This window comes from Amycolatopsis thermalba, from assembly GCF_003385215.1.
Taxonomy (GTDB): domain Bacteria; phylum Actinomycetota; class Actinomycetes; order Mycobacteriales; family Pseudonocardiaceae; genus Amycolatopsis_E; species Amycolatopsis_E thermalba.
In genome coordinates this window covers 1-21,237 of record NZ_PQHW01000062.1, presented here as the reverse complement: position 1 = coordinate 21,237, position 21,237 = coordinate 1, and the positions used below count along the sequence as shown (strand labels likewise).

Annotated in this window: 20 protein-coding genes, 1 pseudogene and 1 riboswitch; of the genes and pseudogenes, 11 read left to right on the top strand and 10 right to left on the bottom strand. The window is 71.6% G+C overall.

Annotated elements, in window-relative coordinates:
• The first annotated feature begins 163 nt into the window (after positions 1–163).
• Genes D0D15_RS22780 through D0D15_RS22765 form a run of 4 tightly spaced genes read left to right on the top strand, consistent with a single transcriptional unit; the run spans position 164 to position 4,209 of the window.
• Positions 164–1,144, top strand: coding sequence for an ABC transporter permease (locus D0D15_RS22780; RefSeq protein WP_094004735.1), 981 nt, complete (start codon positions 164–166; stop codon positions 1,142–1,144).
• Positions 1,137–2,078 (top strand): ABC transporter permease, encoded by a 942-nt coding sequence (locus tag D0D15_RS22775; RefSeq protein WP_094004734.1) that lies wholly within the window; start codon positions 1,137–1,139, stop codon positions 2,076–2,078. Before D0D15_RS22780 ends, D0D15_RS22775 begins: the two co-directional genes overlap by 8 nt.
• Positions 2,075–3,160, top strand: coding sequence for an ABC transporter ATP-binding protein (locus tag D0D15_RS22770; protein WP_094004733.1), 1,086 nt, complete (start codon positions 2,075–2,077; stop codon positions 3,158–3,160). The genes D0D15_RS22775 and D0D15_RS22770 overlap by 4 nt, the downstream gene beginning before the upstream one ends.
• On the top strand, positions 3,157–4,209 hold the full coding sequence (locus D0D15_RS22765) for an ABC transporter ATP-binding protein (RefSeq protein ID WP_094004732.1): 1,053 nt from the start codon (positions 3,157–3,159) through the stop codon (positions 4,207–4,209). Before D0D15_RS22770 ends, D0D15_RS22765 begins: the two co-directional genes overlap by 4 nt.
• A gap of 251 nt (positions 4,210–4,460) precedes the next feature.
• Here D0D15_RS22765 and D0D15_RS22760 read toward each other — a convergent pair whose 3' ends face one another.
• Together D0D15_RS22760 and typA are read right to left on the bottom strand one after the other, a co-directional pair.
• Positions 4,461–6,191: an ABC transporter family substrate-binding protein gene (locus tag D0D15_RS22760; protein WP_369806792.1), complete on the bottom strand. Its 1,731-nt coding sequence runs from the start codon at positions 6,189–6,191 to the stop codon at positions 4,461–4,463.
• 192 nt (positions 6,192–6,383) lie between these two features.
• Positions 6,384–8,297 carry a translational GTPase TypA gene (typA, locus tag D0D15_RS22755; protein ID WP_094004773.1) on the bottom strand — a complete coding sequence of 638 codons (1,914 nt, stop codon included), beginning with the start codon at positions 8,295–8,297 and terminating at the stop codon, positions 6,384–6,386.
• A gap of 141 nt (positions 8,298–8,438) precedes the next feature.
• Between typA and D0D15_RS36375 the strand changes: the two genes are divergently transcribed.
• A complete protein-coding gene (locus D0D15_RS36375) occupies positions 8,439–8,594 on the top strand; it encodes a hypothetical protein (RefSeq protein WP_167481539.1) in 156 nt (51 codons plus the stop codon).
• 39 nt (positions 8,595–8,633) lie between these two features.
• Here D0D15_RS36375 and D0D15_RS22750 read toward each other — a convergent pair.
• Positions 8,634–9,014 (bottom strand): annotated as a pseudogene (locus D0D15_RS22750) (integrase core domain-containing protein); the annotation flags it as partial.
• A gap of 37 nt (positions 9,015–9,051) precedes the next feature.
• Positions 9,052–9,351, bottom strand: coding sequence for a YciI family protein (locus tag D0D15_RS22745; protein WP_027934134.1), 300 nt, complete (start codon positions 9,349–9,351; stop codon positions 9,052–9,054).
• Positions 9,352–9,651: 300 nt separating this feature from the next.
• Here D0D15_RS22745 and trpS point away from each other — a divergent pair, with 300 nt between their 5' ends.
• On the top strand, positions 9,652–10,617 hold the full coding sequence (trpS, locus tag D0D15_RS22740; RefSeq protein ID WP_115944720.1) for a tryptophan--tRNA ligase: 966 nt from the start codon (positions 9,652–9,654) through the stop codon (positions 10,615–10,617).
• A gap of 205 nt (positions 10,618–10,822) precedes the next feature.
• On the opposite strand, the gene D0D15_RS22735 is transcribed toward trpS, so the two are convergent.
• The 3 genes from D0D15_RS22735 to D0D15_RS22725 are packed head-to-tail and all read right to left on the bottom strand — an operon-like array spanning position 10,823 to position 13,238.
• On the bottom strand, positions 10,823–11,209 hold the full coding sequence (locus D0D15_RS22735) for a (deoxy)nucleoside triphosphate pyrophosphohydrolase (protein WP_094004729.1): 387 nt from the start codon (positions 11,207–11,209) through the stop codon (positions 10,823–10,825).
• Positions 11,206–12,501, bottom strand: coding sequence for a sensor histidine kinase (locus D0D15_RS22730; RefSeq protein WP_162830645.1), 1,296 nt, complete (start codon positions 12,499–12,501; stop codon positions 11,206–11,208). The genes D0D15_RS22735 and D0D15_RS22730 overlap by 4 nt, the downstream gene beginning before the upstream one ends.
• A 32-nt stretch (positions 12,502–12,533) precedes the next feature.
• Positions 12,534–13,238 (bottom strand): response regulator transcription factor, encoded by a 705-nt coding sequence (locus D0D15_RS22725; protein WP_162830641.1) that lies wholly within the window; start codon positions 13,236–13,238, stop codon positions 12,534–12,536.
• A 144-nt stretch (positions 13,239–13,382) separates the two neighbouring features.
• Between D0D15_RS22725 and D0D15_RS22720 the strand changes: the two genes are divergently transcribed.
• From D0D15_RS22720 to D0D15_RS22710, 3 genes are read left to right on the top strand one after another with little or no spacing between them, the layout of a single operon-like run.
• The gene (locus D0D15_RS22720) at positions 13,383–14,441 is read left to right on the top strand and encodes a LolA family protein (protein WP_094004727.1); all 1,059 of its coding nucleotides are present in this window, start codon (positions 13,383–13,385) and stop codon (positions 14,439–14,441) included.
• Positions 14,438–15,442, top strand: a complete 1,005-nt coding sequence (locus tag D0D15_RS22715; RefSeq protein WP_094004726.1) for an ABC transporter ATP-binding protein — start codon at positions 14,438–14,440, stop codon at positions 15,440–15,442. Before D0D15_RS22720 ends, D0D15_RS22715 begins: the two co-directional genes overlap by 4 nt.
• A complete protein-coding gene (locus tag D0D15_RS22710) occupies positions 15,439–16,305 on the top strand; it encodes an ABC transporter permease (protein ID WP_115944718.1) in 867 nt (288 codons plus the stop codon). Before D0D15_RS22715 ends, D0D15_RS22710 begins: the two co-directional genes overlap by 4 nt.
• Here the strand turns inward: D0D15_RS22710 and D0D15_RS22705 are convergent.
• From D0D15_RS22705 to D0D15_RS22695, 3 genes are read right to left on the bottom strand one after another with little or no spacing between them, the layout of a single operon-like run.
• Positions 16,302–17,309 (bottom strand): ABC transporter ATP-binding protein, encoded by a 1,008-nt coding sequence (locus tag D0D15_RS22705; protein ID WP_115944717.1) that lies wholly within the window; start codon positions 17,307–17,309, stop codon positions 16,302–16,304. The two genes, D0D15_RS22710 and D0D15_RS22705, sit on opposite strands and share 4 nt — an antisense overlap.
• A 2-nt stretch (positions 17,310–17,311) precedes the next feature.
• Complete coding sequence (locus D0D15_RS22700) at positions 17,312–18,913, bottom strand: ABC transporter permease (protein ID WP_162830644.1); 1,602 nt, start codon at positions 18,911–18,913, stop codon at positions 17,312–17,314.
• Positions 18,914–18,927: 14 nt separating this feature from the next.
• Entirely contained in the window at positions 18,928–19,968 is a 1,041-nt protein-coding gene (locus D0D15_RS22695; RefSeq protein ID WP_094004770.1) for a thiamine ABC transporter substrate-binding protein, read from the bottom strand.
• A gap of 22 nt (positions 19,969–19,990) precedes the next feature.
• Positions 19,991–20,101, bottom strand: a riboswitch (TPP riboswitch).
• A gap of 33 nt (positions 20,102–20,134) precedes the next feature.
• Here D0D15_RS22695 and D0D15_RS22690 point away from each other — a divergent pair.
• The gene (locus tag D0D15_RS22690; protein ID WP_094004723.1) at positions 20,135–20,425 is read left to right on the top strand and encodes a 4a-hydroxytetrahydrobiopterin dehydratase; all 291 of its coding nucleotides are present in this window, start codon (positions 20,135–20,137) and stop codon (positions 20,423–20,425) included.
• A 63-nt stretch (positions 20,426–20,488) separates the two neighbouring features.
• A complete protein-coding gene (locus D0D15_RS22685; protein WP_094004722.1) occupies positions 20,489–20,713 on the top strand; it encodes a hypothetical protein in 225 nt (74 codons plus the stop codon).
• Positions 20,714–21,237 lie beyond the last annotated feature (524 nt).

The following is a 21,237-nucleotide window of genomic DNA, read 5'->3' as shown; positions in this document are numbered from 1 at the left end:
TCCGCCGGAGTACATTACTGAGAAGTAATTCGGTGGGGGAGGCCGGCATCGCCGGTCTCCCCCACCCCCTAACCGCACGAAACCACCCCAACCAGACAGGTCGCGCCGCCCGGTTCCGCCGTCACGAGCGGCGTGCTGGTCGAACTTCAGCAGGAAGACCTCCATGCTCGCCTTCGCATTGCGCCGGCTGCTCGTGTCGGTGCCGATCCTCATCGTGTCGACGTTCGTCGTCTTCGTGATGGTGTCGCTGTCGGCCAACCCGCTCAGCGGTCTCCTCACCCGGAATCCGCCACCACCACCGCAGACCATCGCGGCCGAGACCCGCCGGCTGCACCTGGACCAGCCGCTCATGGAGCGGTACTGGAACTGGATCACCGGCATCTTCCGCGGCGACTTCGGCCCGTCCGTCAACTCGACGATGGACATCGGGTCCGAGGTCATCTCCCGCTTCGCCGTCACCTTCCGCCTGATCTTCCTCGCGATGATCATCGCGTTGATCCTGGCGATCGTGGTCGGCGCCGTCAGCGCCGTGAAGCAGTACTCGAAGCTGGACTACACGGCCACCTTCTTCGGCTTCCTCTTCCTGTCGATGCCCTCGTTCTGGCTCGCGGTGCTCCTCAAGCAGGGCGGCATCTCGGTCAACAACGCCGTGGGCGACCAGGTTTTCTACACGATCGGCGCGAGCTCGATCTACGTGACGGGCGGGTTCTGGGCCCACCTCACGGACGTGCTGGGGCACATGATCCTGCCGACCATCTCGCTGGCGCTGATCTCCTACGCGTCGTGGAGCCGCTTCCAGCGCGGCTCGATGCTCGAAGTGCTCAACAGCGACTACGTGCGGCTCGCCCGCGCCAAGGGCCTGTCCCGCGGCGTCGTGATGCGACGGCACGCGCTGCGCAACGCCCTCATCCCGCTGACCACGGTCACCGCGCTCGACCTGGCCTCGATCATCTCCGGCGCCGTCGTCACCGAAAAGGTGTTCCAGTGGCAGGGCGCGGGTACGTTCCTGCTGGACGCCATCGCCGCGAGCGACGTGTACGCCGTCGAGGCCTGGCTGTTGATCTCGGCGACCTTCGTCATCCTGTTCAACCTTGTCGCCGACCTGCTGTACGGCGTGCTCGACCCGAGGATCCGCCATGCCTGAGCGCTCGACCACCGAAACCACCGTGACCGCCCAGCTCCAGGACGCGACCCCGAAGGGGACGGTCGAGCGGGAGTTCACGGTCCAGGAACGCGGCCAGTTCCAGCTGGTCCTGCGCCGGTTCATGCAGCACCGGCTGGCCGTGGCGAGCCTGATCCTGCTGATCGTGATCGTGCTGCTGGCCTACGTCGGCGGCTGGCTGTGGAAGTACGGGCCCGAGGACATCACCCCGGACAACTCCGAGGGGCCGTCGCTGGCGCACCCGTTCGGCACGGACGCGGTCGGCAAGGACATGCTCGCCAACGTGCTGCGCGGCACCCAGATCTCGCTGCAGATCTCCGTGCTGGTGGCGATCTTCGCCACGGTCGTCGGCACGATCTGGGGTGCGGTGGCCGGCTACTACCGGGGCTGGATCGACACCATCCTGATGCGCATCGCCGACCTGGTGCTCACGCTTCCGCTGCTCGCCGTCGCCGCCGTGCTCGCCCACAACGTGGGTGGCAGCTGGTGGCTGATCGCCGTCGTCATCGCCGGCCTGTACTGGGCCTACGTGTCGCGCGTCGCGCGCGGTGTGGTGCTGTCGCTGCGGGAGAAGGAGTTCATCGAGGCGGCCCGCGCGCTCGGCGCCGGGGACGCGCGGATCATCTTCCGGCACCTGGTGCCCAACGCGCTCGGCTCGGTGATCGTGAACGCGACGATCCTGGTGTCCATCGGCATCCTGCTGGAGACCGCGCTGTCGTTCCTCGGCTTCGGCGTGCGGCCCCCGGACACCTCGCTCGGCCTGCTGGTGAGCAGCGCGCAGACGGCGGTCGACACCCGCCCGTGGCTGTTCTACTTCCCGGGCCTGTTCATCATCCTGATCGCGCTGACGATCAACTTCATCGGGGACGGGCTCCGCGACGCGTTCGACCCCCAGCAGACGAAGGTGCGCGCATGACCTCGTTCGACTCCCAGACGACGGCCGACCCCGTCCTCTCGGTGGAGGACCTGACCGTCCAGTTCCCCAGCGACGACGGCCTCGTGCAGGCCGTGCGCGGCGTGACCTACCAGCTCGGCCGCGGTGAGGTGCTGGGCGTGGTCGGCGAATCCGGCTCCGGCAAGTCGGTGACCTCGCTGGCGATCATGGGGCTGCTGCCCCGCACGGCGCGGGTCAAGGGCACGATCAACTTCAGGGGCCGGAACCTGCTGGAACTGTCCGAGAAGGAGATGACCCGGGTCCGCGGCAGCGGCATCGCGATGGTCTTCCAGGACCCGATGACGTCGCTGAACCCGGTCTACCCGGTGGGCGACCAGATCGCCGAGGCCATCACCGCGCACCACGACGTGCGCAAGGACGTGGCCCGCAAGCAGGCCGTGGAGCTGCTGGACCTGGTGCGCATCCCGAACCCGCAGCAGCGGGCGACGGAGTACCCGCACCAGCTCTCCGGCGGTATGCGGCAGCGCGTGGTGATCGCGATCGCGATCGCCAACCGGCCCGAGGTGATCATCGCCGACGAGCCGACGACCGCGCTGGACGTGACCGTGCAGGCGCAGGTGCTGGACGCGCTGCAGGCCGCGAAGCAGGAGACCGGCGCCGCGATGGTGCTGATCACCCACGACCTGGGCGTCATCGCCGGCCAGGCCGACCGGGTGCAGGTCATGTACGCGGGCAAGGTGGTCGAGGCCGGCACGGTCGACGACATCTTCTACACCCCGCGCATGCCCTACACGCTGGGCCTGCTCGGCAGCCTGCCGCGGCTGGACATCAAGACCGACCGGCTCACCCCCATCGCCGGCTCCCCGCCCTCGGTGGTCAACATGCCGCCGGGCTGCCCGTTCAGCCCGCGCTGCCCGATGGCGCAGGAGATCTGCGACGCCGAGGAGCCGGCGCTCGAACCGACCACGGACGGTCTGCACAAGGCGGCCTGCCACTTCAGCGACGAGCTGGCCGGCCGCGAAGCCACTGATCTGTTCAACCCGACCTCGGTCGACGACGTCGACGCGGTGGCCGCGGTGACTCCCGGGGAGAAGACCGAATGAGCGAGAGCGCAGCCGGCGTGCTGCCCGAGCAGGACCAGCGGACCCCGGTGCTGTCCGCCCGCAACGTCGTCAAGCACTTCCCGGTGCGCAGCGGCGGGCTGATCCGGCGCCAGATCGGCGAGGTCCAGGCCGTGTCCGGGGTATCGTTCGACATCTACGAGCGGGAGACGCTCGCCCTGGTCGGCGAGTCGGGGTGCGGCAAGTCGACCACCGCGCGGGTGGTGCTGAACCTGCAGCCGGCCACGAGCGGTGAGGTGTTCTTCGAGGGCACCGAGCTGCACAAGCTGAACCGCAAGCAGATGCAGTCCCTGCGCAGGCAGATGCAGATCGTGTTCCAGGACCCGTACGCCTCGGTCGACCCGCGCATGCCGGTCAACGAGATCATCGCCGAGCCGCTGCGGATCCACAACCTGTACGAGAAGGGCGGCCGGGAGCGGGTGCGCGAGCTGCTCGCCACGGTCGGCCTGCGGCCCGAGCACGGCAACCGGTACCCGCACGAGTTCTCCGGCGGTCAGCGGCAGCGCATCGGCATCGCCCGTGCGCTCGCGCTGCAGCCGAAGCTGCTGGTGCTGGACGAGCCGGTGTCGGCGCTGGACGTGTCGATCCAGGCCGGTGTGCTGAACCTGCTGCAGGACCTGCAGTCGGAGTTCGGCCTGTCGTACCTGTTCGTCTCGCACGACCTGTCGGTGGTCCGGCACATCTCCAACCGCATCGCGGTGATGTACCTGGGCAAGATCGTGGAGACGGCGCCGTCGGAGGAGTTGTTCTCCAATCCGGCGCACCCGTACACGCAGGCGCTGATCTCGGCGATCCCGGTGCCGGATCCGCGCAAGGAGCGGTCGCGCGAGCGGATCGTGATCACCGGCGACGTGCCGAGCCCGGCGAACCCGCCGAGTGGGTGCCGGTTCCGGACGCGGTGCCCGAAGTTCGCGAACGAGTTGTCGGATGCGGAGCGGACCAAGTGCATCGACGAGGAGCCGTTGCTCGTCGATCGCGGACAGGGTCATCCGGCGGCTTGCCACTACGCACAGGCGCGGCAGTTGATCTGATTCTCGTGGCTTGCGGAGCCGCTACGCGGGTATCTACTGCGCCGGCTTCGCTTCGCTACGCCCGGATCTGCCCCTCCGAACCCGATCTTTCAGTGTTCGGTTGCCGAGAAGCGGCGTCAAGGCGGGAAAGCGTGCCTTGACCCCGCTGCTCGGCAACCGATTTGGCTGGGGATCGGGTTGCGGGAGAGGGGTAGCTCGTGGGGGTGGCTGGCTTTCGTTGCCGGCCGCCGGTTGATCCAGCCGCGCGCCGCTCAGCGGGGGCTGCGGGTCCAGTTCACCGCTTCGCCGAAGGGGCCCAGCAGTGGGGGTCCCACCGTCATCCCGGAGATCCCCTGTCCCGTCGCCAGCGTGTCGGCCAGCTGGAACAGCGGCATCACCGTGTGCTGGGCCCACAGCTTCGGCTCCAGCTCGGCCAGCGCGTCGGCCAGGGGCTTCTTTCCCGTGAGCGCCTCTTCGATCGTCGTCTGCAGTGTCTCGTCGCAGACGGCGGCCGGGTTGGCCGGGATCACCGCGACGTTCGCCGACGGTGTGGACTGCCCGGGGCGGCATCCGAACGTCGAGGCGAGCACCGTCGCCGCGTCGCCGCCCACCGGGAGTGGCACCACCGCTATGTCGACCCCGACGGCACCCGAGTTGCCCGCCGGGGCGGTCGAGCCCTGGCTGACCGGCAACGCCAGCAGGTTGGCGAACAGGTCCCGCGGCTGGGCGTTCAGCGTGTTCACCTGGATGCCGGCCGCGATCAGCTGGTTGCTCAGCTCCTTGGCCATGCTCGCGTAGGGCTCCTGCTGCCCCGGCGACGCGACGACCAGCGTGAGCGCCTTGCCGTCCTTGCGCCAGATCCCGGCTTCCTTCACGTAGCCCGCCGCGGTCAGCAGCGACTCCGCCTTCGCCGGGTCCGGCACTCCGTACCCGGCGGGGATCGTGGGCGCGTACCCGGCCTGCGACGGCCACCGCACCTGCGCCTCGGCCCGCAGCCCGGCCGACGGGCCGCCTCCGGTGCCCTCGTCGATCAGCGCGTTCCGGTCGATGAACGCCGACACGGCCTCGCGGACCTGGTCGTCGACGAGCGGGCCGTTCGCCGGGCGCAGCAGCACCTCGGCCACCCGCGGCCCGGCCACCGTGGTCAGCTGGACCGCCGGGCCGAGCGCCTGGAACTGGTTCAGCCCGGCGCTGTCGGTGCGGGACATCACGAACTGGTCGTTGCCGCTGCGCAGTGCCCCGGCCAGGCCGGTGGCGTCCGACCGGCGCAGCACGATCTGGTCCACCGCGGCCGGCTTGTCCCAGTAGCGCTCGTTGCGCTCCAGGATGATCTCACCGCGCGCGTTGTCCCGCGTCTTGATCGAGAACGGGCCGCCGTAGGCCGGGAAACTGTCCTGCAGCGCACCCTGCCAGCCGCCCGGGGCGTCCTTGAGCAGGTGCTGCGGCAGCAGGTTCGAAAACAGCGTCTGCCAGCCCGGGTACGGCTCGGCGAACGTCACCTGGACGCCCTTGCCGCCCTCGCTGGGCTGGATGCCGCTGATCAGCCGGTACCCGGCGGGCTGCACGACACCGGGCTGGTCGCGCATCGCCTCGGCGAGGTAGACGAAGTCCTCCACCGCGATCGGCGCGCCGTCGGACCACGAGGCGTCCTGCCGGATCAGGTAGGTGACCGTGAACGGGTCGGTCGAGGTGACCTCGGCCGAGCGCATCAGCGTGGTGTCGAGCTGGTACTCGCCGTGGGCGTCGGGCCGGAACACCGACGGCAGCAGCATCTGCGACAGCGCCGTGGTGATGGTGGACTGGTCGGCCAGGTTGTGCGGGTTGTACCCGCCCGCGATGTCGTCGACGCCGATCACGATCTGCGACGCCGTCGGCACCGCGGGGGTCGACGAGTGGGCCACCGGCGAGGTCACCACCGGCGGCGGCGGGGTGCTGGTGCAGGCGGCGGCCACCGCGGTCAGCAACACCGTGACCAGTGCCGCCGCTTTACCGCTTCCCCGCACGCTGCCTCCCCTGATGAGCCCATGATGGTGTCACAAGGCCTGTAGCCGCGGTACCGAGATTGCCAGACCGGCCGGGACTCGCTGTCACCGGATCAGGTACCGCCGAAAGGTGGACGTTGCTGAGCGTGTCGTGGTTCCCCCGGACAACGAAACGGGGGACGTCCACCGCGATGGACGTCCCCCGCTCAGACCTCAGCCGCGCGACTTGGCGCGCGAACGCTCCTTGGCCCGCTGCGTGATCTCCAGCGTCACCTTCCGCACGCGCACCGCGTTCGGCGCGACCTCGACGCACTCGTCGGCGGCGCAGAACTCCAGCGCCTCCTCCAGGCCGAGCTTGCGCGGGCGCGCCAGGCGCTCCAGCTCGTCACCGGTGGAGGAGCGCATGTTGGTGAGCTTCTTCTCCTTGGTGATGTTGATGTCGAGGTCCTCGGCGCGCGGGTTCTCGCCCACGACCATGCCCTCGTACACCTCGGCGCCCGGCTCGACGAAGAACGTGCCGCGGTCGGCGAGCTGGATCATCGCGTAGGAGGTCACCGGGCCGGACCGGTCGGCGACCAGCGAACCGCTGTGCCGGGTGCGGATCTCGCCCGCCCACGGGTGGTAGCCCTCGAACACGTGGTTCGCGATGCCGGTGCCGCGGGTCTCGGTCAGGAAGTCGGTGCGGAACCCGATCAGACCGCGGGCCGGGAGCACGAATTCGAGCTTGATCCGGCCGGTGCCGTGCCCGCCCATGTCCTCCATGCGGCCCTTGCGCGCCGCGAGCAGCTGGGTGACCGCGCCCAGGTGCTCCTCGGGGATGTCCAGCGTGAGGCGCTCGAACGGCTCGTGCAGCTTGCCGTCGATGGTCTTGGTGACCACCTGCGGCTTGCCCACGGTCAGCTCGAAGCCCTCGCGGCGCATCTGCTCGACCAGGATCGCCAGCGCCAGCTCGCCACGGCCCTGGACCTCCCAGGTGTCCGGGCGCTCGGTGGGCAGGACGCGGATCGACACGTTGCCGATCAGCTCCTGGTCCAGCCGGGCCTTGACCAGGCGCGCGGTGACCTTGTCGCCGCCGTTGCGACCGGCCAGCGGCGAGGTGTTCACGCCGATCGTCATCGAGATGGCCGGCTCGTCGACGGTGATCCGGGGCAGCGCCACCGGGTTCTCCACGTCGGCCAGCGTGTCGCCGATCGTGATGTCCGGGATGCCGGCGATGGCGACCAGGTCACCGGCCGAGGCCTCCTGCGCGGGCACCCGCTCCAGCGCCTCGGTGACCAGCAGCTCGGAGATCCGGACGTTCTGCACCGCGCCGTTCTCGCGCAGCCACGCGACGGACTGGCCCTTGCGGAGCTTGCCGGCGTGGATGCGGATGAGCGCGATGCGGCCGAGGAAGTTCGACGCGTCGAGGTTGGTGACCAGGGCCTGCAGCGGGCTCTCCGGGTCGGCCTGGGGCGGCGGCACGTGGCGCAGCAGGGTGTCGAACAGCGGGTCGAGGTTCTCGCTGTCGGGCAGCTCACCGTCGGCGGGCTGCTCCAGGCTCGCCCGGCCGGCCCGCGCGGAGGCGTAGATCACCGGCAGGTCGAGGACCGCGTCCAGGTCGGCGTCCTCGATGTCGCCCGCGAGGTCGAGCAGCAGGTCGTGGGTCTCCTCGACGACCTCGGCGATGCGGGCGTCCGGGCGGTCGACCTTGTTGACCACCAGCACGACCGGCAGGCCGGCCTGCAGGGTCTTGCGCAGCACGAACCGGGTCTGCGGCAGCGGCCCCTCGCTGGCGTCGACCAGCAGCAGGACGCCGTCGACCATGGCCAGGCCGCGCTCGACCTCGCCGCCGAAGTCGGCGTGGCCGGGGGTGTCGATCACGTTGATGGTGACCGGGCCGTCGGCGGTCTGGCGGCGGATGGCGGTGTTCTTGGCGAGGATCGTGATGCCCTTCTCACGTTCCAGCTCGCCCGAGTCCATGACGCGGTCGACGAGCTCGGCACGTTCGCCGAAGGCACCGGACTGCCGCAGCATGGCGTCGACCAGGGTGGTCTTGCCGTGGTCGACGTGCGCGACGATGGCGACGTTGCGGAGGTCGGTGCGGACCTTCTCGGCGGTTGCTGTGGGCACGCGAGGGCTCCTGAACATTTCGAAGGGATGAATCGCGGGCCCGCTTTGGCATACGCGATCCCGTTCAGGATACCCGGTACCACATTGTGACCAGGGCCACGGTGGATGATCACTTAGGTCACCTAACCTAAGGGCACCTCGGAGCTGTGGAGTGGTGGTTTGGGCAAGAAGGACGCGGACCCGCGCAAGGTGGTCCGCAAGCTCATGAAGGCCGGCAAGGTCAAGAAGAAGTGCTGCCGGTCGAAGCCGCGCTGCAAGAAGTGCCCGGTCCTCGCACTCCAGCGGGCGAAGGCGGACCTGAAGAAGGCGGCCTAGGTGTACTTGGCCATCAGGTTGGTGGCAGTCGGCTGGTGATGGGTGGCTGCCGAGTGCGCCGCGGCGGTGTTGGGTGTTGTAGTGCTTGAGCCAGGGTGCAAGTGCGGTTGCTCGTTGGGTGTTGCTGGTGAAGACCCTGCCGGTAGGCCCACTCGGTGTGCAGGGTGCGGTGGTAGCGCTCGACTTTGCCGTTTTGCCAGGGGCAGTGGGGTTTGACGAACCTCTGGCGGATGCCGTGCTCGGCGCAGTCTGGCGTAGGGACCAGCGGTAGGCCCAGGCGTTGCCGGTCATCAACCGCTCGATCCGGGGATGCCGCGACGGGCGAAGGAAGGCAGGGCACGTCGCGCCTTTGTCGTCGGGCAGGATCGCGGAGCAGGCCAGCCGGGAGTGGTCATCGGCCAGGGAATGGACGTCGTCGAACGTCAACGGGTCCAGCACCCGTCCTGGCCGAGTACACCTAGACGGCCAGCGCTTCGTTCACCAGGCGGAGTTCCGGCGCGGTGCGGGTGGCGCCGAATTCGACGATTTCGTGCCGCGCCAGCCGGCGCAGGTGGAACGGATCCGAGGCGAGGATCGCCTCCAGTTTCACGCGGGGCATCGGCCGCGTGATGATGACGCAGCCGGAATGCGGCGTGCGCCGCCCGGCGGTCAGGAACTCGCCTGACCGGAAGTGCCGGTCCAGCCATTTCGCGTGGTCAGCCAGGTAGTAGTCGACTTCCTCCACCGGGGCCGTGTAGTCGATCAGCACGATGTACATACCTTCACGGTAGCCCCGGGAACGGCCCCCGGGAAATGATTCTCAGCCATTTGCCAGTAATCTGCGCGACACCGGTTCGACATTCCAAAGAATTGCTTTCCGGAAGGCAATGTGGATATTACTTTCGGCCGCTGCTACGCTGCTGGTGTGCGCACGATCGCGAACTTCTGGTGGCCGCCGGCAGGCGGTCCCACCGACGTGCGCTGACACCAGCACCCACGACGAGGCCGCCCGCGCAGGCGGCCTTCGTCGTTCCCGGGGGCCGTGGCGGGGGTGGCCACCGACCCGAGGACACCACCGATGCGAATTTCCGGGATCACCCCGTCCGGCCACACCCACCTCGGCAACCACCTGGGCGCGATCCAGCGCTGGGTGACCGACGGCGGCCCGGACGACCTGTACTTCGTGTCCGACCTGCACGCCATGACGACCACCCACAACCCGGCGAAGCTGCGCGGGCGGACCAGCGAGATGCTGGCCGTCCTGGTGGCGGCCGGGATCCCCGCCGAGCGCGTGTTCGTGCAGTCGGACCTGTCCCGCGAGCTGGGCGCGCTCACCTGGATCCTGGAGTGCACCTGCAGCTACGGCGAGGCCGCGCGGATGATCCAGTTCAAGGAGAAGGGCAGCGGCCAGCCGGGCGTGCGGCTGAGCCTGCTGACCTACCCGGTGCTGATGGCCGCCGACATCCTGCTGCAGGGCGCGGCGGAGGTCCCGGTGGGCGAGGACCAGAACCAGCACGTGGAGCTGGCCCGCGCGCTGGCCCGGCGGTTCAACAGCACCTACGGCGAGGTGTTCACGGTGCCGCGGTCGGTGCTGCCGCCGACGGGCGCGCGGGTGCGGGACCTGTCCGACCCGGCGCGGAAGATGTCGAAGTCGGCGCGGGAGGAGGCCGGGGTGGTGTTCGTGCTGGACGAGCCCGACCTGATCCGCCGCAAGGTGCGCCGCGCGGTGACGGACGGGTTCAGCGGGGTCGCGTACGCGCCGGAGGAGCGCCCCGGGGTCGCCAACCTGCTGGAGATCCTGGCCGGCTGCCGGGGCGCGCCGCCGGAGGACGTGGCGGCGGAGTTCGCGTCGTACGGCGAGCTGAAGGAGGCCGTGGCGGAGGCGGTGATCGAGACGCTGCGCCCGATCCGGGAGCGGACGCTGGAGCTGCTGGCGGACCCGGCGGAGCTGGCCCGGATCCGCAAGGAAGGCGCGCACCGGGCCGCCGAACGCGGCGAGCACCGCCTGACCTCGGCGATGCGGCTCGTCGGCGCGGGCATGTGACCCGGGATTGCTGATCCGGCAACTTTCCGTGCCCGCGAGGAGCGCCCGTGCCAGGGGTGGCGGCCACGCCTCCCATCACGCGCCGTCGTGACCGCCCGCAGAGGACCGGTCAAGGGGACCGGGACGTGCTGGCGGGTCCCCTCGCCTACCTGCGCTGCGCTGGACCCTCACCCACGACGCCACGCCGGGCATCCTGGACGCTGACTCAGCGCAGCAGCAGCCGCAGGTCGGGGAGCAGTTCCAGGTCCGCGGGCAGCCACTGGACGCTGTCCAGGCCCGCCTCGTCGAGCCAGCGCAGCGCCTTGTGGTCCAGCGCCTCCGGCCGGGCGCGCTCGTCGGTCAGCGAGGCGGTGAACACGCGCAGCACCAGCCCGGCCCGCAACGGCACGTCCGGGCCGACCCGGGCGCCGACCGCGACCTCCACCCCGAGCTCCTCGCGACACTCCCGCCGCAGGGCGTCCACTTCGGACTCACCCGGCTCGACCCGGCCGCCGGGCAGCTCCCACAGGCCCGCCACCTCACGCGGATACGCGCGCTGCTGGGCGAGCAGGGACCGGCCCCGCACGATGGCCGCTCCCACGATCACCTTCACGAGGTGGAGACGTTACCGGCCGACCGCCACACGATCTGGAAGCGGGCACCGCCCTCGGGGGACTCGCCCACCGACACCCGCCCGCCGCGCCGCCGCACGGTTTCGGCGACCATCGCCAACCCGAGCCCGGTGCCGCCGGAGGTGCGCGCCCGGTCGTCGCCGACGCGGTAGAACCGGTCGAACACCCGGTCGCGGTGCTCGGGCGGGATGCCCGGCCCGTCGTCGTCCACCACCACCCGCACGGTGGAGTGCCCGGGCAGCACCGACACGACGATCTGCGACGAGGCGTACCGGCAGGCGTTGCGCAGCAGGTTGTTCAGCACCAGCTCGACCTCGGAGTGCGCCGCGTGCGCCCACGCCTGCCCGACCACGCCCGTCACGCGCACCGCGGGCGATCCGGGCGGCAGGCGGTCCGCGGCCGCGCGCGCTTCGGTGAGCAGTTCGACCGCCTCGGCGGGCGGCAGCTCCCCGGCGTCGGACCGGGCCAGCGTCAGCAGCCCGTCCAGCAGCGCGGACAACCGCTCGGCCTCGGCGAGGATGTCGGCCAGCGTCTCCTGCGCCAGCTCCGGATCGGGGTTGGCGACGGCCACCTCGGCCTGCACGCGGATCGACGCGACCGGTGAGCGCAGCTCGTGCGCGGCGTCCCCGGTGAACCGCCGCAGCCGCTGGGCCGCCTCCTCCTGCCGCGCCAGCAGCGCGTTGAAGTCCGCCGCCAGCGCACGCAGCTCGTCGTCGGCCTCGGGCAACGGCACCCGCTCCCCCGGCCGCAGCACGCGGACCGTCCGGCGCAGCCGGCTCACCCGCCGCAGCGCGAACCGCACCACCAGCCAGGTCGCGACCGCGGCGAGCGCCGCGCCGAGCCCCGCGGCCCACAGCAGCCAGGTCGCCGCCTTCTGCACGGCCGCCCGCTGGCCCACCAGCCCGGTGCCGGCGGCGACCAGCCGCAGCTGCCCGTCCGGCGCGGTCGCCACCGCGCCCAGCCACCGCATCCGGTCCACGGTCACCGGCTGCCCGGCCTTGAGCGCACGCACGTCACCCGGCCCGAGCGGGGGCGCCGGACCGCCGTCGACCGGGGCGCCCGCGGTGTCGAGCACGCGCAGGACCACGCCGTCCGGCGGCCCGGGCAGCCCTCCCGCGGACACGGTCGCGACCGCCGGGCCGAGCGCCTCGGCCAGTTCGGTGTCCACGGAGGAGTCCCGCAGCGGCCCGAGCCCGCGCCCGGCGACGACGGCGAGTCCGAGCAGGAACGCCAGCGTGACCGCGGCGGCCGGCGCCGTGATCCGGAACTGCATGGACCGGCGTTCCCACCACCGGCGGAGGAAGCTCACCCGGGCAGGACCTCGTCCAGCGCCGCGTCGGAGGCCAGGTAGCCGTGCCCGCGCACGGTCCGCACCAGCGCGCCCGCGCCGACCGCGTCGAGTTTGCGGCGCACGTACCCGACGTAGACCTCGACGACGTTGCGGGTCGCCGCCTGCTCGTCACCCCACACCGCGCGCAGCAGCTCGTCCTTGGTGACGACCGTTCCGGCGCGCCCGACCAGCACCTCGAGCAGGCTGAACTCGCGCGGGCTCAACGCCACCGGCTCGTCGTGCCAGCGCACCTCGCGGGTGGCGCGGTCGACGACGAGACCCCCGATGCGCAGCGGCCCGCGCGTCCCCTCGGTGGCGGCGCGCCGCAGCACGGCGCGGATCTGCGCGACCAGCACGACGAACGAGAACGGCTTGACCAGGTAGCCGTCGGCGCCCAGGTCGAGCCCGTCGGCCTGGTCGACCTCACCGTCCTTGGCCGAGACCATCAGCACCGGCGTGGTGATGCCCTGCGCGCGCAGCGCCTGCAGCACCCGGTACCCGGACAGGCCGGGCAGCATGATGTCCAGCAGCAGCACGTCGAACGACCCGGTCTGCGCCAGGCGCAGGCCGCTCGGGCCGTCGGGGGCGGTGACCACGTCCATGCCCTCCGCCCGCAGTCCGCGGTGCAGCGCCTTGCGCACGCCGGGCTCGTCGTCCACCACGAGAATCCGAGGGTTCACGATTGACAAGCATGCCCGGTTTTTCCAGCTCGGGCGCGCGCTCTCAGCGGTCTCTCAGCATCTCAGGTCCATCTCAGGGCCGACGGAGGAGTGTCAGCGGCGGGGAAAGAGCACACTGGTGCTCGCCGACACAGGGAGAGCGAAATGCAGCCGAAGACGAAGGCCATCACCGCGGCGGTCACGGGGTCCGCGCTCGGCGCCGCCGGGCTCGCGTGGCTCGCGATGCCGGCCACCGCGGGCGAGGCCCCGGAGCTGCCGGCGATCAGCGCGGAGGAGCTGGTGCAGTCGGTGGTCACCACCAAGACGCCGGCGCTGGCCGGCACGGTCGAGGTGGACAACAACCTGGGCCTGCCGGTCTCGACCCTGCCGGGTGGCACGAGCCTGGACATCGACGCGGCCCGCGTCTACAACGACGGGGCGGGCAACAGCAAACTGGCCATCGAGCAGGGCGCGAGCGAGCACACCGTGGTCCGCAACGGCGCGACCGTGTGGACGTACGACTCGGCGGAGAACGCGGCGACGAAGGTCACCGTGCCGCCCGAGGCGCTGCAGAAGCCCGGGGAGTACGAGCTGAGCGACCCGGCGACGGCGACGGCGCAGCTGCTCGCGAAGGTGCGGGAGAGCAGCACCGTGACCGTCGAGGGGACGGCCCGGGTGGCCGGCCGGCCGGTCTACGAGCTGGTGCTGACGCCGAAGCCGACCGAGCGCACGCTGCTGCGCGAGGTGCGCGTCGCGGTCGACGCCGAGAAGCGGGTCCCGTTGCGGCTGGCCGTGATGACCTACGGCACCTCCGACCCGGCGTTCCAGGTCGCGTTCAGCGACATCGCGTTCGCGCCGCAGCCGGCGAGCGAGTTCCAGTTCACGCCGCCGCAGGGCGCGAAGGTGACCGAGGAGCAGGTGCCCGCCGACCGCCCGGAGCAGCGGGACCTGGAGAACGCGGTCCAGGTCAGCGGCGACGGGTGGGACAGCGTCGTCACCGGCACGTTCCCGGCCGACGCGCTCGCGCCGCAGCAGGGTGAGCGCGGCGACAGCGTCGACCCGAAGGCCCTGCTGGCGCAGTTCGGCAAGCCGGTCAGCGGCGCGTTCGGCACCGGCTACGTGATCACCACGAAGGTCGGCACCGCCCTGATCACCGACGACGGCCGCTTCGCCGCCGGCGCGGTGCCGGAGCAGGTGCTGGTCGAGGCTCTGGGAGCGAAATGACGGAGACACTGCCGGTGGGCGCTTCGGTCGAAGCGCCCACCGCGGGTCCGGCACTGGCCGCGCGGACCAGGGGGTTGCGCAAGGTGTACCGGACCGCGGTCGCGGTGGACCAGGTCGATCTGGACGTGCCGGAGGGCGCGGTGCTGGGCATGCTCGGGCCGAACGGCTCGGGCAAGACCACCACGATCCGGATGCTGCTCGGCCTGGTCCGCCCGACCGAGGGCGAGGTGGAACTGCTCGGCAGGCGGATGCCGGAGGGCGCGCAGCGGGCGTTGCCGGACGTCGGCGCGCTGGTCGAGGGGCCGGGCTTCCACCCGTTCCTGTCCGGGCGGGAGAACCTTCGCCGCGTCGCCGCCGCCGAGCCGCGGCTGTCGTCGGCGGCCATCCCCCGCGCGGTCGAGGACGCGCTGGAGCGGGTCGGGCTGGGGCACGCGGCGCACCGGCGCTACCGGGGGTACTCGCTGGGCATGAAGCAGCGGCTGGGGCTCGCCTCGGCGCTGCTCGTGCCGCGGCGGATGGTGGTGCTGGACGAGCCGACCAACGGCCTGGACCCGGCGGGCACGCGGGAGATCCGCCGGATCATCGGCGAGCTGCACGCCGAGGGCGTCACCGTGCTGGTGTCCTCGCACCTGCTCGCCGAGGTCGAGGCGACCTGCACGCACGTGGCCGTCCTGCACGACGGCACGGTGGTGGCGCAGGGCGAGCTGGACGAGCTGCTGGAGTCCGGCACGCCGTCGCTGGTCGTGTCCACTCCGGACGGTGACCAGGCGCTCACCGCGCTGCGCGACAACCGCATCCCCGGCCGGCTCACGCCGGAGGGCGTGCGGGCGGACCTGAGCGCGGCGACCGCGCCGCAGGTGATCGAGACGCTCGTGCGGGCCGGGGTGTCCGTGCACGAGGCGAAGCGGGCCCGCACCGGGCTGGAGGACCTGTTCGCGCGGCTGACGCAGCGGGATTCCGAAACCGGTCGCCTGCCGGATGTGGACGAGGGGGCGGCATGACCGCGACACTGGACGCGACGCCGGTGGAACGGTGGAGTGTGCCGTTCCACCGGCTCTACCGCGCCGAGCTGCGGTGGATCTTCCGCCGCCCGCGCACCCTGATCGTGCTGGGCCTGCTCGCGCTGATCCCGGTGATCATCGGGATCGGGCTGACCATCGCGGCGAACAACGACGCCCAGCCCGGCGGCGGTGGCGGCAACGACTCGCTGCTGACGTCCGCGGCCGGGAACGCGCTGGTCCCGCCGCTGGCCACGCTCGGCGTGACGCTGAACCTGATGCTGCCGCTGATCACGGCGATGTCGGCCGGGGACGCGCTCGCCGGTGAATCGTCCGTGGGCACACTGCGCGGGCTGCTGCTCGCGCCGGTGAGCCGGGGCAGGCTGCTGATGATGAAGGCGCTCGGGGTGGCGACGTTCACGCTGGCCGCGGCGCTGCTGATGGCCGTGGTCGCGATGGCGACCGGGCTGGTGATCAACGGGACCGGTTCGCTGTTCACGCTGTCCGGCAACACGCTGTCCGTTGTGGACGCGATGGGCCGGGTGGCGCTGGCGGCGGCGTGGGTGACGCTGCAGCTGTGGGCGGTCGCGGCGATCGCGCTGGCGATCTCGGCGTGCACCGAGCACCCGATGCTCGTGGTGGTGTCGATACTGGCCGGCGTCGTGGTGTCGTCGGTGCTGCTCCTGCTCTCGGCGGTGGACTGGCTGCACCCGTTCCTGCTGCCGCAGTCCTGGACGGCGATCGCGGACATCCTGCGCGACCCGATCCCGGCCGACCAGCTGGGCGAGGGCGCCATCCGGGCCGCGTGCTACGTCGTGATCGGCCTGTCCCTGGCCTACGCGCGGCTGTCCACGAAGGACGGTTAGCCGACCAGGGCCACCCCGTCCGGGTCGAGGGCGAGGTGGATCTCGTCACCCGGGTTGACGTCGGCGGACACCGCCGCGACCGCGTCGAGCACGCCGGCACCGGTGCGGACGGAGAGGCGGACGTTGTCGCGGCGGTGCACCTTGCTCAGCACCTCGCCGGCGATCCCGGCGCTTGCCAGCCTAAGGCCGGTGGGGCGCAGGCCCAGCCGGACCGGCCCGTCGAGCGCCTCGGGCACGGCGACCTCGCCGAACGGGCAGCGCACGATCCCGTCCGCCGCCCGGCCGTCGACGACCGTGATGACGCCCAGGAAGCGCGCCACGTTCTCGTCGGCCGGACGGCGCCACACCTCGCGCACGGCCCCGGCTTGGCGGATCTTCCCCGCCTGCAGCACGGCGACGCGGTCGGCGAGCGTGAACGCCTCCTCCTGGTCGTGCGTGACGAGCAGCGCGGTGATCTTCGCGCTGCGCAGCATCTCGGCCAGGTCCACGGCCAGCTGTTCCCGCAGCCCGGCGTCCAAACCGGACAGTGGCTCGTCGAGCAGCAGCAGGCGGGGCTCCGGCGCGAGCGCGCGGGCCAGCGCGACCCGTTGCGCCTCACCGCCGGACAGCTCGGTCACCCGCCGCTTCTGGTAGCCGGCCAGGCCGACCAGGTCGAGCAGCCGGCTCACCCGCTCCGCGCGCCCGGCCGCCGGCATCCCGTGCATCCGCGGCCCGAACGCGATGTTGCCTGCCACGTCCCGGTGCGGGAACAGCTGGCCGTCCTGGAACACCAGGCCGAACCCGCGCTTGTGCACCGGCACCCGGGCCAGGTCGGCGCCGTCCCAGCGCACGCTGCCCGCGGTGATCGGCTCCAGGCCGGTGATCGCGCGCAGCAGCGTCGACTTCCCGGAACCGGACGGGCCGAGCAGCGCGAGCACCTCGCCGTCGGCGGTCTCCAGGTCCACGCCCGACACGGCGGTGAAACCGCCGTACCGCACGGTCAGGCCGGACACGGTCAACGCCATCGTCAGAACTCCCCAACCCGGCCGGACGCGAGCCGGTCGATCACGATCACCGCGGCCGCGGTGACCAGCATGAGCAGGGCGCACGCGGCGTACGCCATCTGGTTGTTGAGCTGTCCCGGCCGCGCGATCAGCGCCGCGATCGCGACCGGCAGCGTCGGCGTCTGCGGGCGCGCCAGGAAGCTCGTCGCGCCGAACTCGCCGAGCGCGACCACGTATCCGAACCCGGCCGCCGCGACCACCGCGCGGAAGGTCAGCGGCACGTCGATCTCGCGCCACACGCGGGCCGGGCTCGCGCCGAGGGTGGCGGCGGCCTGGCGCAGCCGGTCGTCGATCGAGCGGACCACCGGCAGCACCGTGCGGATCACCAGCGGGATCACCACCAGCGCCTGCGCGAGCGGCACCAGCAGCGGCGACCGGCGCAGATCGCCGGGCAGCGCGTCGAGCGTGATGAGGTAGCCGAACCCGACGGTCACCGCGGACACGCCGAGCGGCAGCATCAGCGCGGCGTCCATCGACTCGCCGACCCCGCGCGCGAGCCGTCCCGGTGCGCGGCGCAACGCGACCAGCAGCACCGACGCCGACACCCCGATGACCATCGCCAGCACCGTCGCGTCGGTGGCGGTGCGCAGCGAGTTCAGCGCCGCCTCCCAGCCGGAGACCTGGAGCGTGCCGTCGTTGCCGGTGCTCGACAGCGCCCGGTAGCCGGCCAGGCTCCAGCCGTCCGCGGTGGACACCGAGCGCACCAGCAACGCGACGATCGGGGTCAGCAGCAGGCCGAGCACGACGACCGCGGCGCCGACGACGGCCCACTCCCCGCCGACCGGGCGCCGGGCGGTCTCCCGCCTCGACCGCAGCCGGAGCGCGCTCTCCCGGCGCTTGCGGGCCGCGGCGCCGAGCAGCAGCGCGGCCAGGACGGCGGCGATCTGCACCAGCGACAGCGCCGCCGCGCCGGTCAGGTCCAGCAGGTTCTCGGTGCGCAGGTAGATCTCGGTCTCCAGCGTCCGGTACCGCGCGCCGCCAAGGATCAGCACCACGCCGAAACTGGTGGCGCAGAACAGGAACACCACCGCGGCCGCGGACGTGATCGCCGGCATCAGCGCGGGCAGCGTCACCGAGCGGAACGCCCGCCAGCGGGACGCGCCCAGCGCGCGGGCGGCGTCCTCGGCCCGCGTGTCGAGCACCGCCCACAGCCCGGCGACCGTGCGGCCGACGACGGCGACGTTGAAGAACGCGTTGGCCAGCGCGATGGAGATCCAGCCGCCGTCCGTCCACAGTGCCCGGAACGCCAGGCCCACCACCACGGTGGGCAGCACGAACGGGACCAGCACCAGCGTCCGGACCACCGCGACCCCGGGCAGCCGCACGCGCGCCAGCAGGAACGCGACCGGCAGCCCGGCGACCACCGCGATCAGCGTCGATCCGGCGGCCTGCGCGACGGTGAACCAGGCCAGCCGCCACGTCTCGCCCTCGGCCAGTGCCGCGAGCACCTCGCCGTCGACGAAGCCCAGCCGCAGGATCGCCCCGACCGGCCAGGCGAAGAAGACCACCAGGAACCCGAGCGGCAGCACGGCCAGTGCCGCCAGCCCGAGCCCGGTGCGGCTCAGTGGCCGAGTGCTGGTCACTGGCCGAGCAAGGAGCGCCACTGTTCGATCCACCGCTCACGCCCGGCCTGCACCGTCTCGGCGGGCAGGCTCGCCGGGTTCTGCGGCAGCGGGGCGGCCGTCGTCCAGGACGCGGGCAACGCCACGCCCTCGCGCGCCGGGTAGACGTACATGTTCTCCGCCACCGTCGCCTGGAACTGCTGGGACAGCAGGAAGTCGATCACCTTCTGGGCGTTGGCCGCGTTGGGCGAGCCGGCCAGCACACCGGCGTACTCGACCTGGCGGAAACAGGTGTCCAGCAGCGCCTTGGTGCGCGGCTTGCCGTCCTCACCGATCTCCGCGGCCGGCGAGGAGGCGTAGGACACCACGACCGGGCGCGGGCCCTTGCCGGAGGAGCCGGAGAAGTCCTGGCCGTAGGCCTCCTCCCAGCCGGCGACGGCGCGCATGCCGTTGTCCTTGAGGCGGGTCCAGTAGTTCTGCCAGTTCTGCTCGCCGTAGCGGGCGATGGTGCCGAGCAGGAACGCCAGGCCGGGCGAGCTGGTGGCCGGGTTCTCCACCACCAGCAGGTCCTTGTACTCGGGCTTGACCAGGTCGTCGTAGGTCGCCGGCTCCGGGATGCCGCGTTCGGCGAACCAGGTGGTGTCGATGTTCACGCACACGTCGCCCAGGTCGACGGCGGACAGGCGGTGCTCGGAGTCCACGGCGTAGCGCTGCGGGCCGCGGTCGGCCTCGGGGCTGGTGTAGGGCGCGAAGACGCCCTCGGCGAGCGCGCGCGAGGCGAAGGTCGAGTCCACGCCGAAGGCCGCGTCGCCGATCGGGTTGGCCTTCGTGAGGACCAGGGTGTTGGTGAGCGCGCCCGCGTCGCCCTTCTTCACGACGTTGATCGTGATGCCGGTCTGCTGCTGGAAGGCGTCCAGGACCTGCTGCGGCGCGGCGAACGAGTCGTGGGTGACCAGCGTGACCGTGGCCGGGCCGTCTTCCGCGTCGTTGCCGGCCAGCGTGCAGCCCGCGGTCAGGGCGGAGACCAGGCCGACCAGGACGCCCGTGCGGAATTTCATGACCACTCCTCGCTCGTTCCGGCGAGAAAGGTCGGGGCCCTCCCTGCGCCGGCATGATCCGGATCAGGTGCGAACGGTCGCGGGGCGAACCCGCCTCTCAGCCCGGTGGACCCGGACTCCCGTGGCAACCGTGCAGCGTACCCGCCCCCGTACCACCATGGAGCACATGGCGGAACTACTGAGCGAAACCGAGATCTCCGAGGCCCTGAACAAGCTGCCGTACTGGCAGCGCGCGGGCGACGCGCTGGAGCGCACGGCCGAACTCGCCGACTTCCCGCAGGCCATTGCCGTGGTCAACCGGGTCGCGGAAATCGCCGAGAACGTGAACCACCACCCGGACATGGACATCCGGTGGCGCACCGTGACGTTCCGGTGCAGCACGCACTCCGCGGGCGGGATCACCGCGAAGGACGTGTCGCTCGCCGAGCGGATCGACGGCACGATCGACGCGCTGTGATCTAGGCCGGACCGGCAACATCGGAGCCGGTCTCGTGCGTTCCCCGGATGGAGGGAACGCATCATGAGGAAGGTTGTCGCGCGACTGGCCGCCGTGGGGGCCGCCGTCGCCGTGTTGCTGGGAGTGCTGGCCGGAACCGCGTCGGCGGTCTCGTCCACCGGGGTCGCCGCCGAACCGCCGAGCGAGACGCGCGCGGTGGTCGTCGGGACGCTGTCGTTCGGGTTGATGATCGCCGCGGCGGGCGCGGTGTTCTGGTACACGGCCCGCCACCGAGGGCCACAGGAGTGATTTCGGTCACGTCTGGTTCGGCGCGGTAACGACCACGGGTACGCGGGCGCTGTACGCGCAGAAGTCCCTGATCACCGCGAGGTTCGCCATGAACAGCACGCCCGCCCTGTCGCCGGCCCAGCGCGCCTGGATCACCGGCCTGGCCACCGCCATCACCCTGATCGCCGTTCTCGTGCTCGCCGCGCTGGGCTGATCCCAGCTGGTCAGCGGCCCGCCGGTGCGCCGGCGGGCCGTTTTTCTGCGCAGTTGATCTGTGTCCATGACCACGGATTGGTGACTTTTCCGTGTCCTATTCGTAATCTCACGGACGGCCATCCCCCGAACGGCCGAAACAAGTCCCCTCCCCGAAAATGGTGATCTTCCGAAATGGTGGGTCGACATAGATCCAAAGCGAAATCGCTGACAGTTTCCCTGGCGATCGGCCTGGCCGCGGCCGCCGTGCTGGGCTTCGCGGTGTGGCTGACCGGCAACTTCAGCCGGCAGGACACGGCGAGCATGGCGGCGCAGATGAAGCCGCTGCCGAC

Coding starts and splice junctions, on each gene's coding strand:
- D0D15_RS22695 (WP_094004770.1), bottom strand. CDS start 19,968: ATGAAATTCCGCACGGGCGTCCTGGTCGGCCTGGTCTCCGCCCTGACC.
- D0D15_RS22775 (WP_094004734.1), top strand. CDS start 1,137: ATGCCTGAGCGCTCGACCACCGAAACCACCGTGACCGCCCAGCTCCAG.
- D0D15_RS22705 (WP_115944717.1), bottom strand. CDS start 17,309: ATGGCGTTGACCGTGTCCGGCCTGACCGTGCGGTACGGCGGTTTCACC.
- D0D15_RS22780 (WP_094004735.1), top strand. CDS start 164: ATGCTCGCCTTCGCATTGCGCCGGCTGCTCGTGTCGGTGCCGATCCTC.
- D0D15_RS22685 (WP_094004722.1), top strand. CDS start 20,489: ATGAGGAAGGTTGTCGCGCGACTGGCCGCCGTGGGGGCCGCCGTCGCC.
- D0D15_RS22710 (WP_115944718.1), top strand. CDS start 15,439: ATGACCGCGACACTGGACGCGACGCCGGTGGAACGGTGGAGTGTGCCG.
- D0D15_RS22720 (WP_094004727.1), top strand. CDS start 13,383: ATGCAGCCGAAGACGAAGGCCATCACCGCGGCGGTCACGGGGTCCGCG.
- D0D15_RS22715 (WP_094004726.1), top strand. CDS start 14,438: ATGACGGAGACACTGCCGGTGGGCGCTTCGGTCGAAGCGCCCACCGCG.
- D0D15_RS22690 (WP_094004723.1), top strand. CDS start 20,135: ATGGCGGAACTACTGAGCGAAACCGAGATCTCCGAGGCCCTGAACAAG.
- trpS (WP_115944720.1), top strand. CDS start 9,652: ATGCGAATTTCCGGGATCACCCCGTCCGGCCACACCCACCTCGGCAAC.
- D0D15_RS22745 (WP_027934134.1), bottom strand. CDS start 9,351: ATGTACATCGTGCTGATCGACTACACGGCCCCGGTGGAGGAAGTCGAC.
- D0D15_RS22765 (WP_094004732.1), top strand. CDS start 3,157: ATGAGCGAGAGCGCAGCCGGCGTGCTGCCCGAGCAGGACCAGCGGACC.
- D0D15_RS22730 (WP_162830645.1), bottom strand. CDS start 12,501: ATGCAGTTCCGGATCACGGCGCCGGCCGCCGCGGTCACGCTGGCGTTC.
- typA (WP_094004773.1), bottom strand. CDS start 8,297: ATGTTCAGGAGCCCTCGCGTGCCCACAGCAACCGCCGAGAAGGTCCGC.
- D0D15_RS22770 (WP_094004733.1), top strand. CDS start 2,075: ATGACCTCGTTCGACTCCCAGACGACGGCCGACCCCGTCCTCTCGGTG.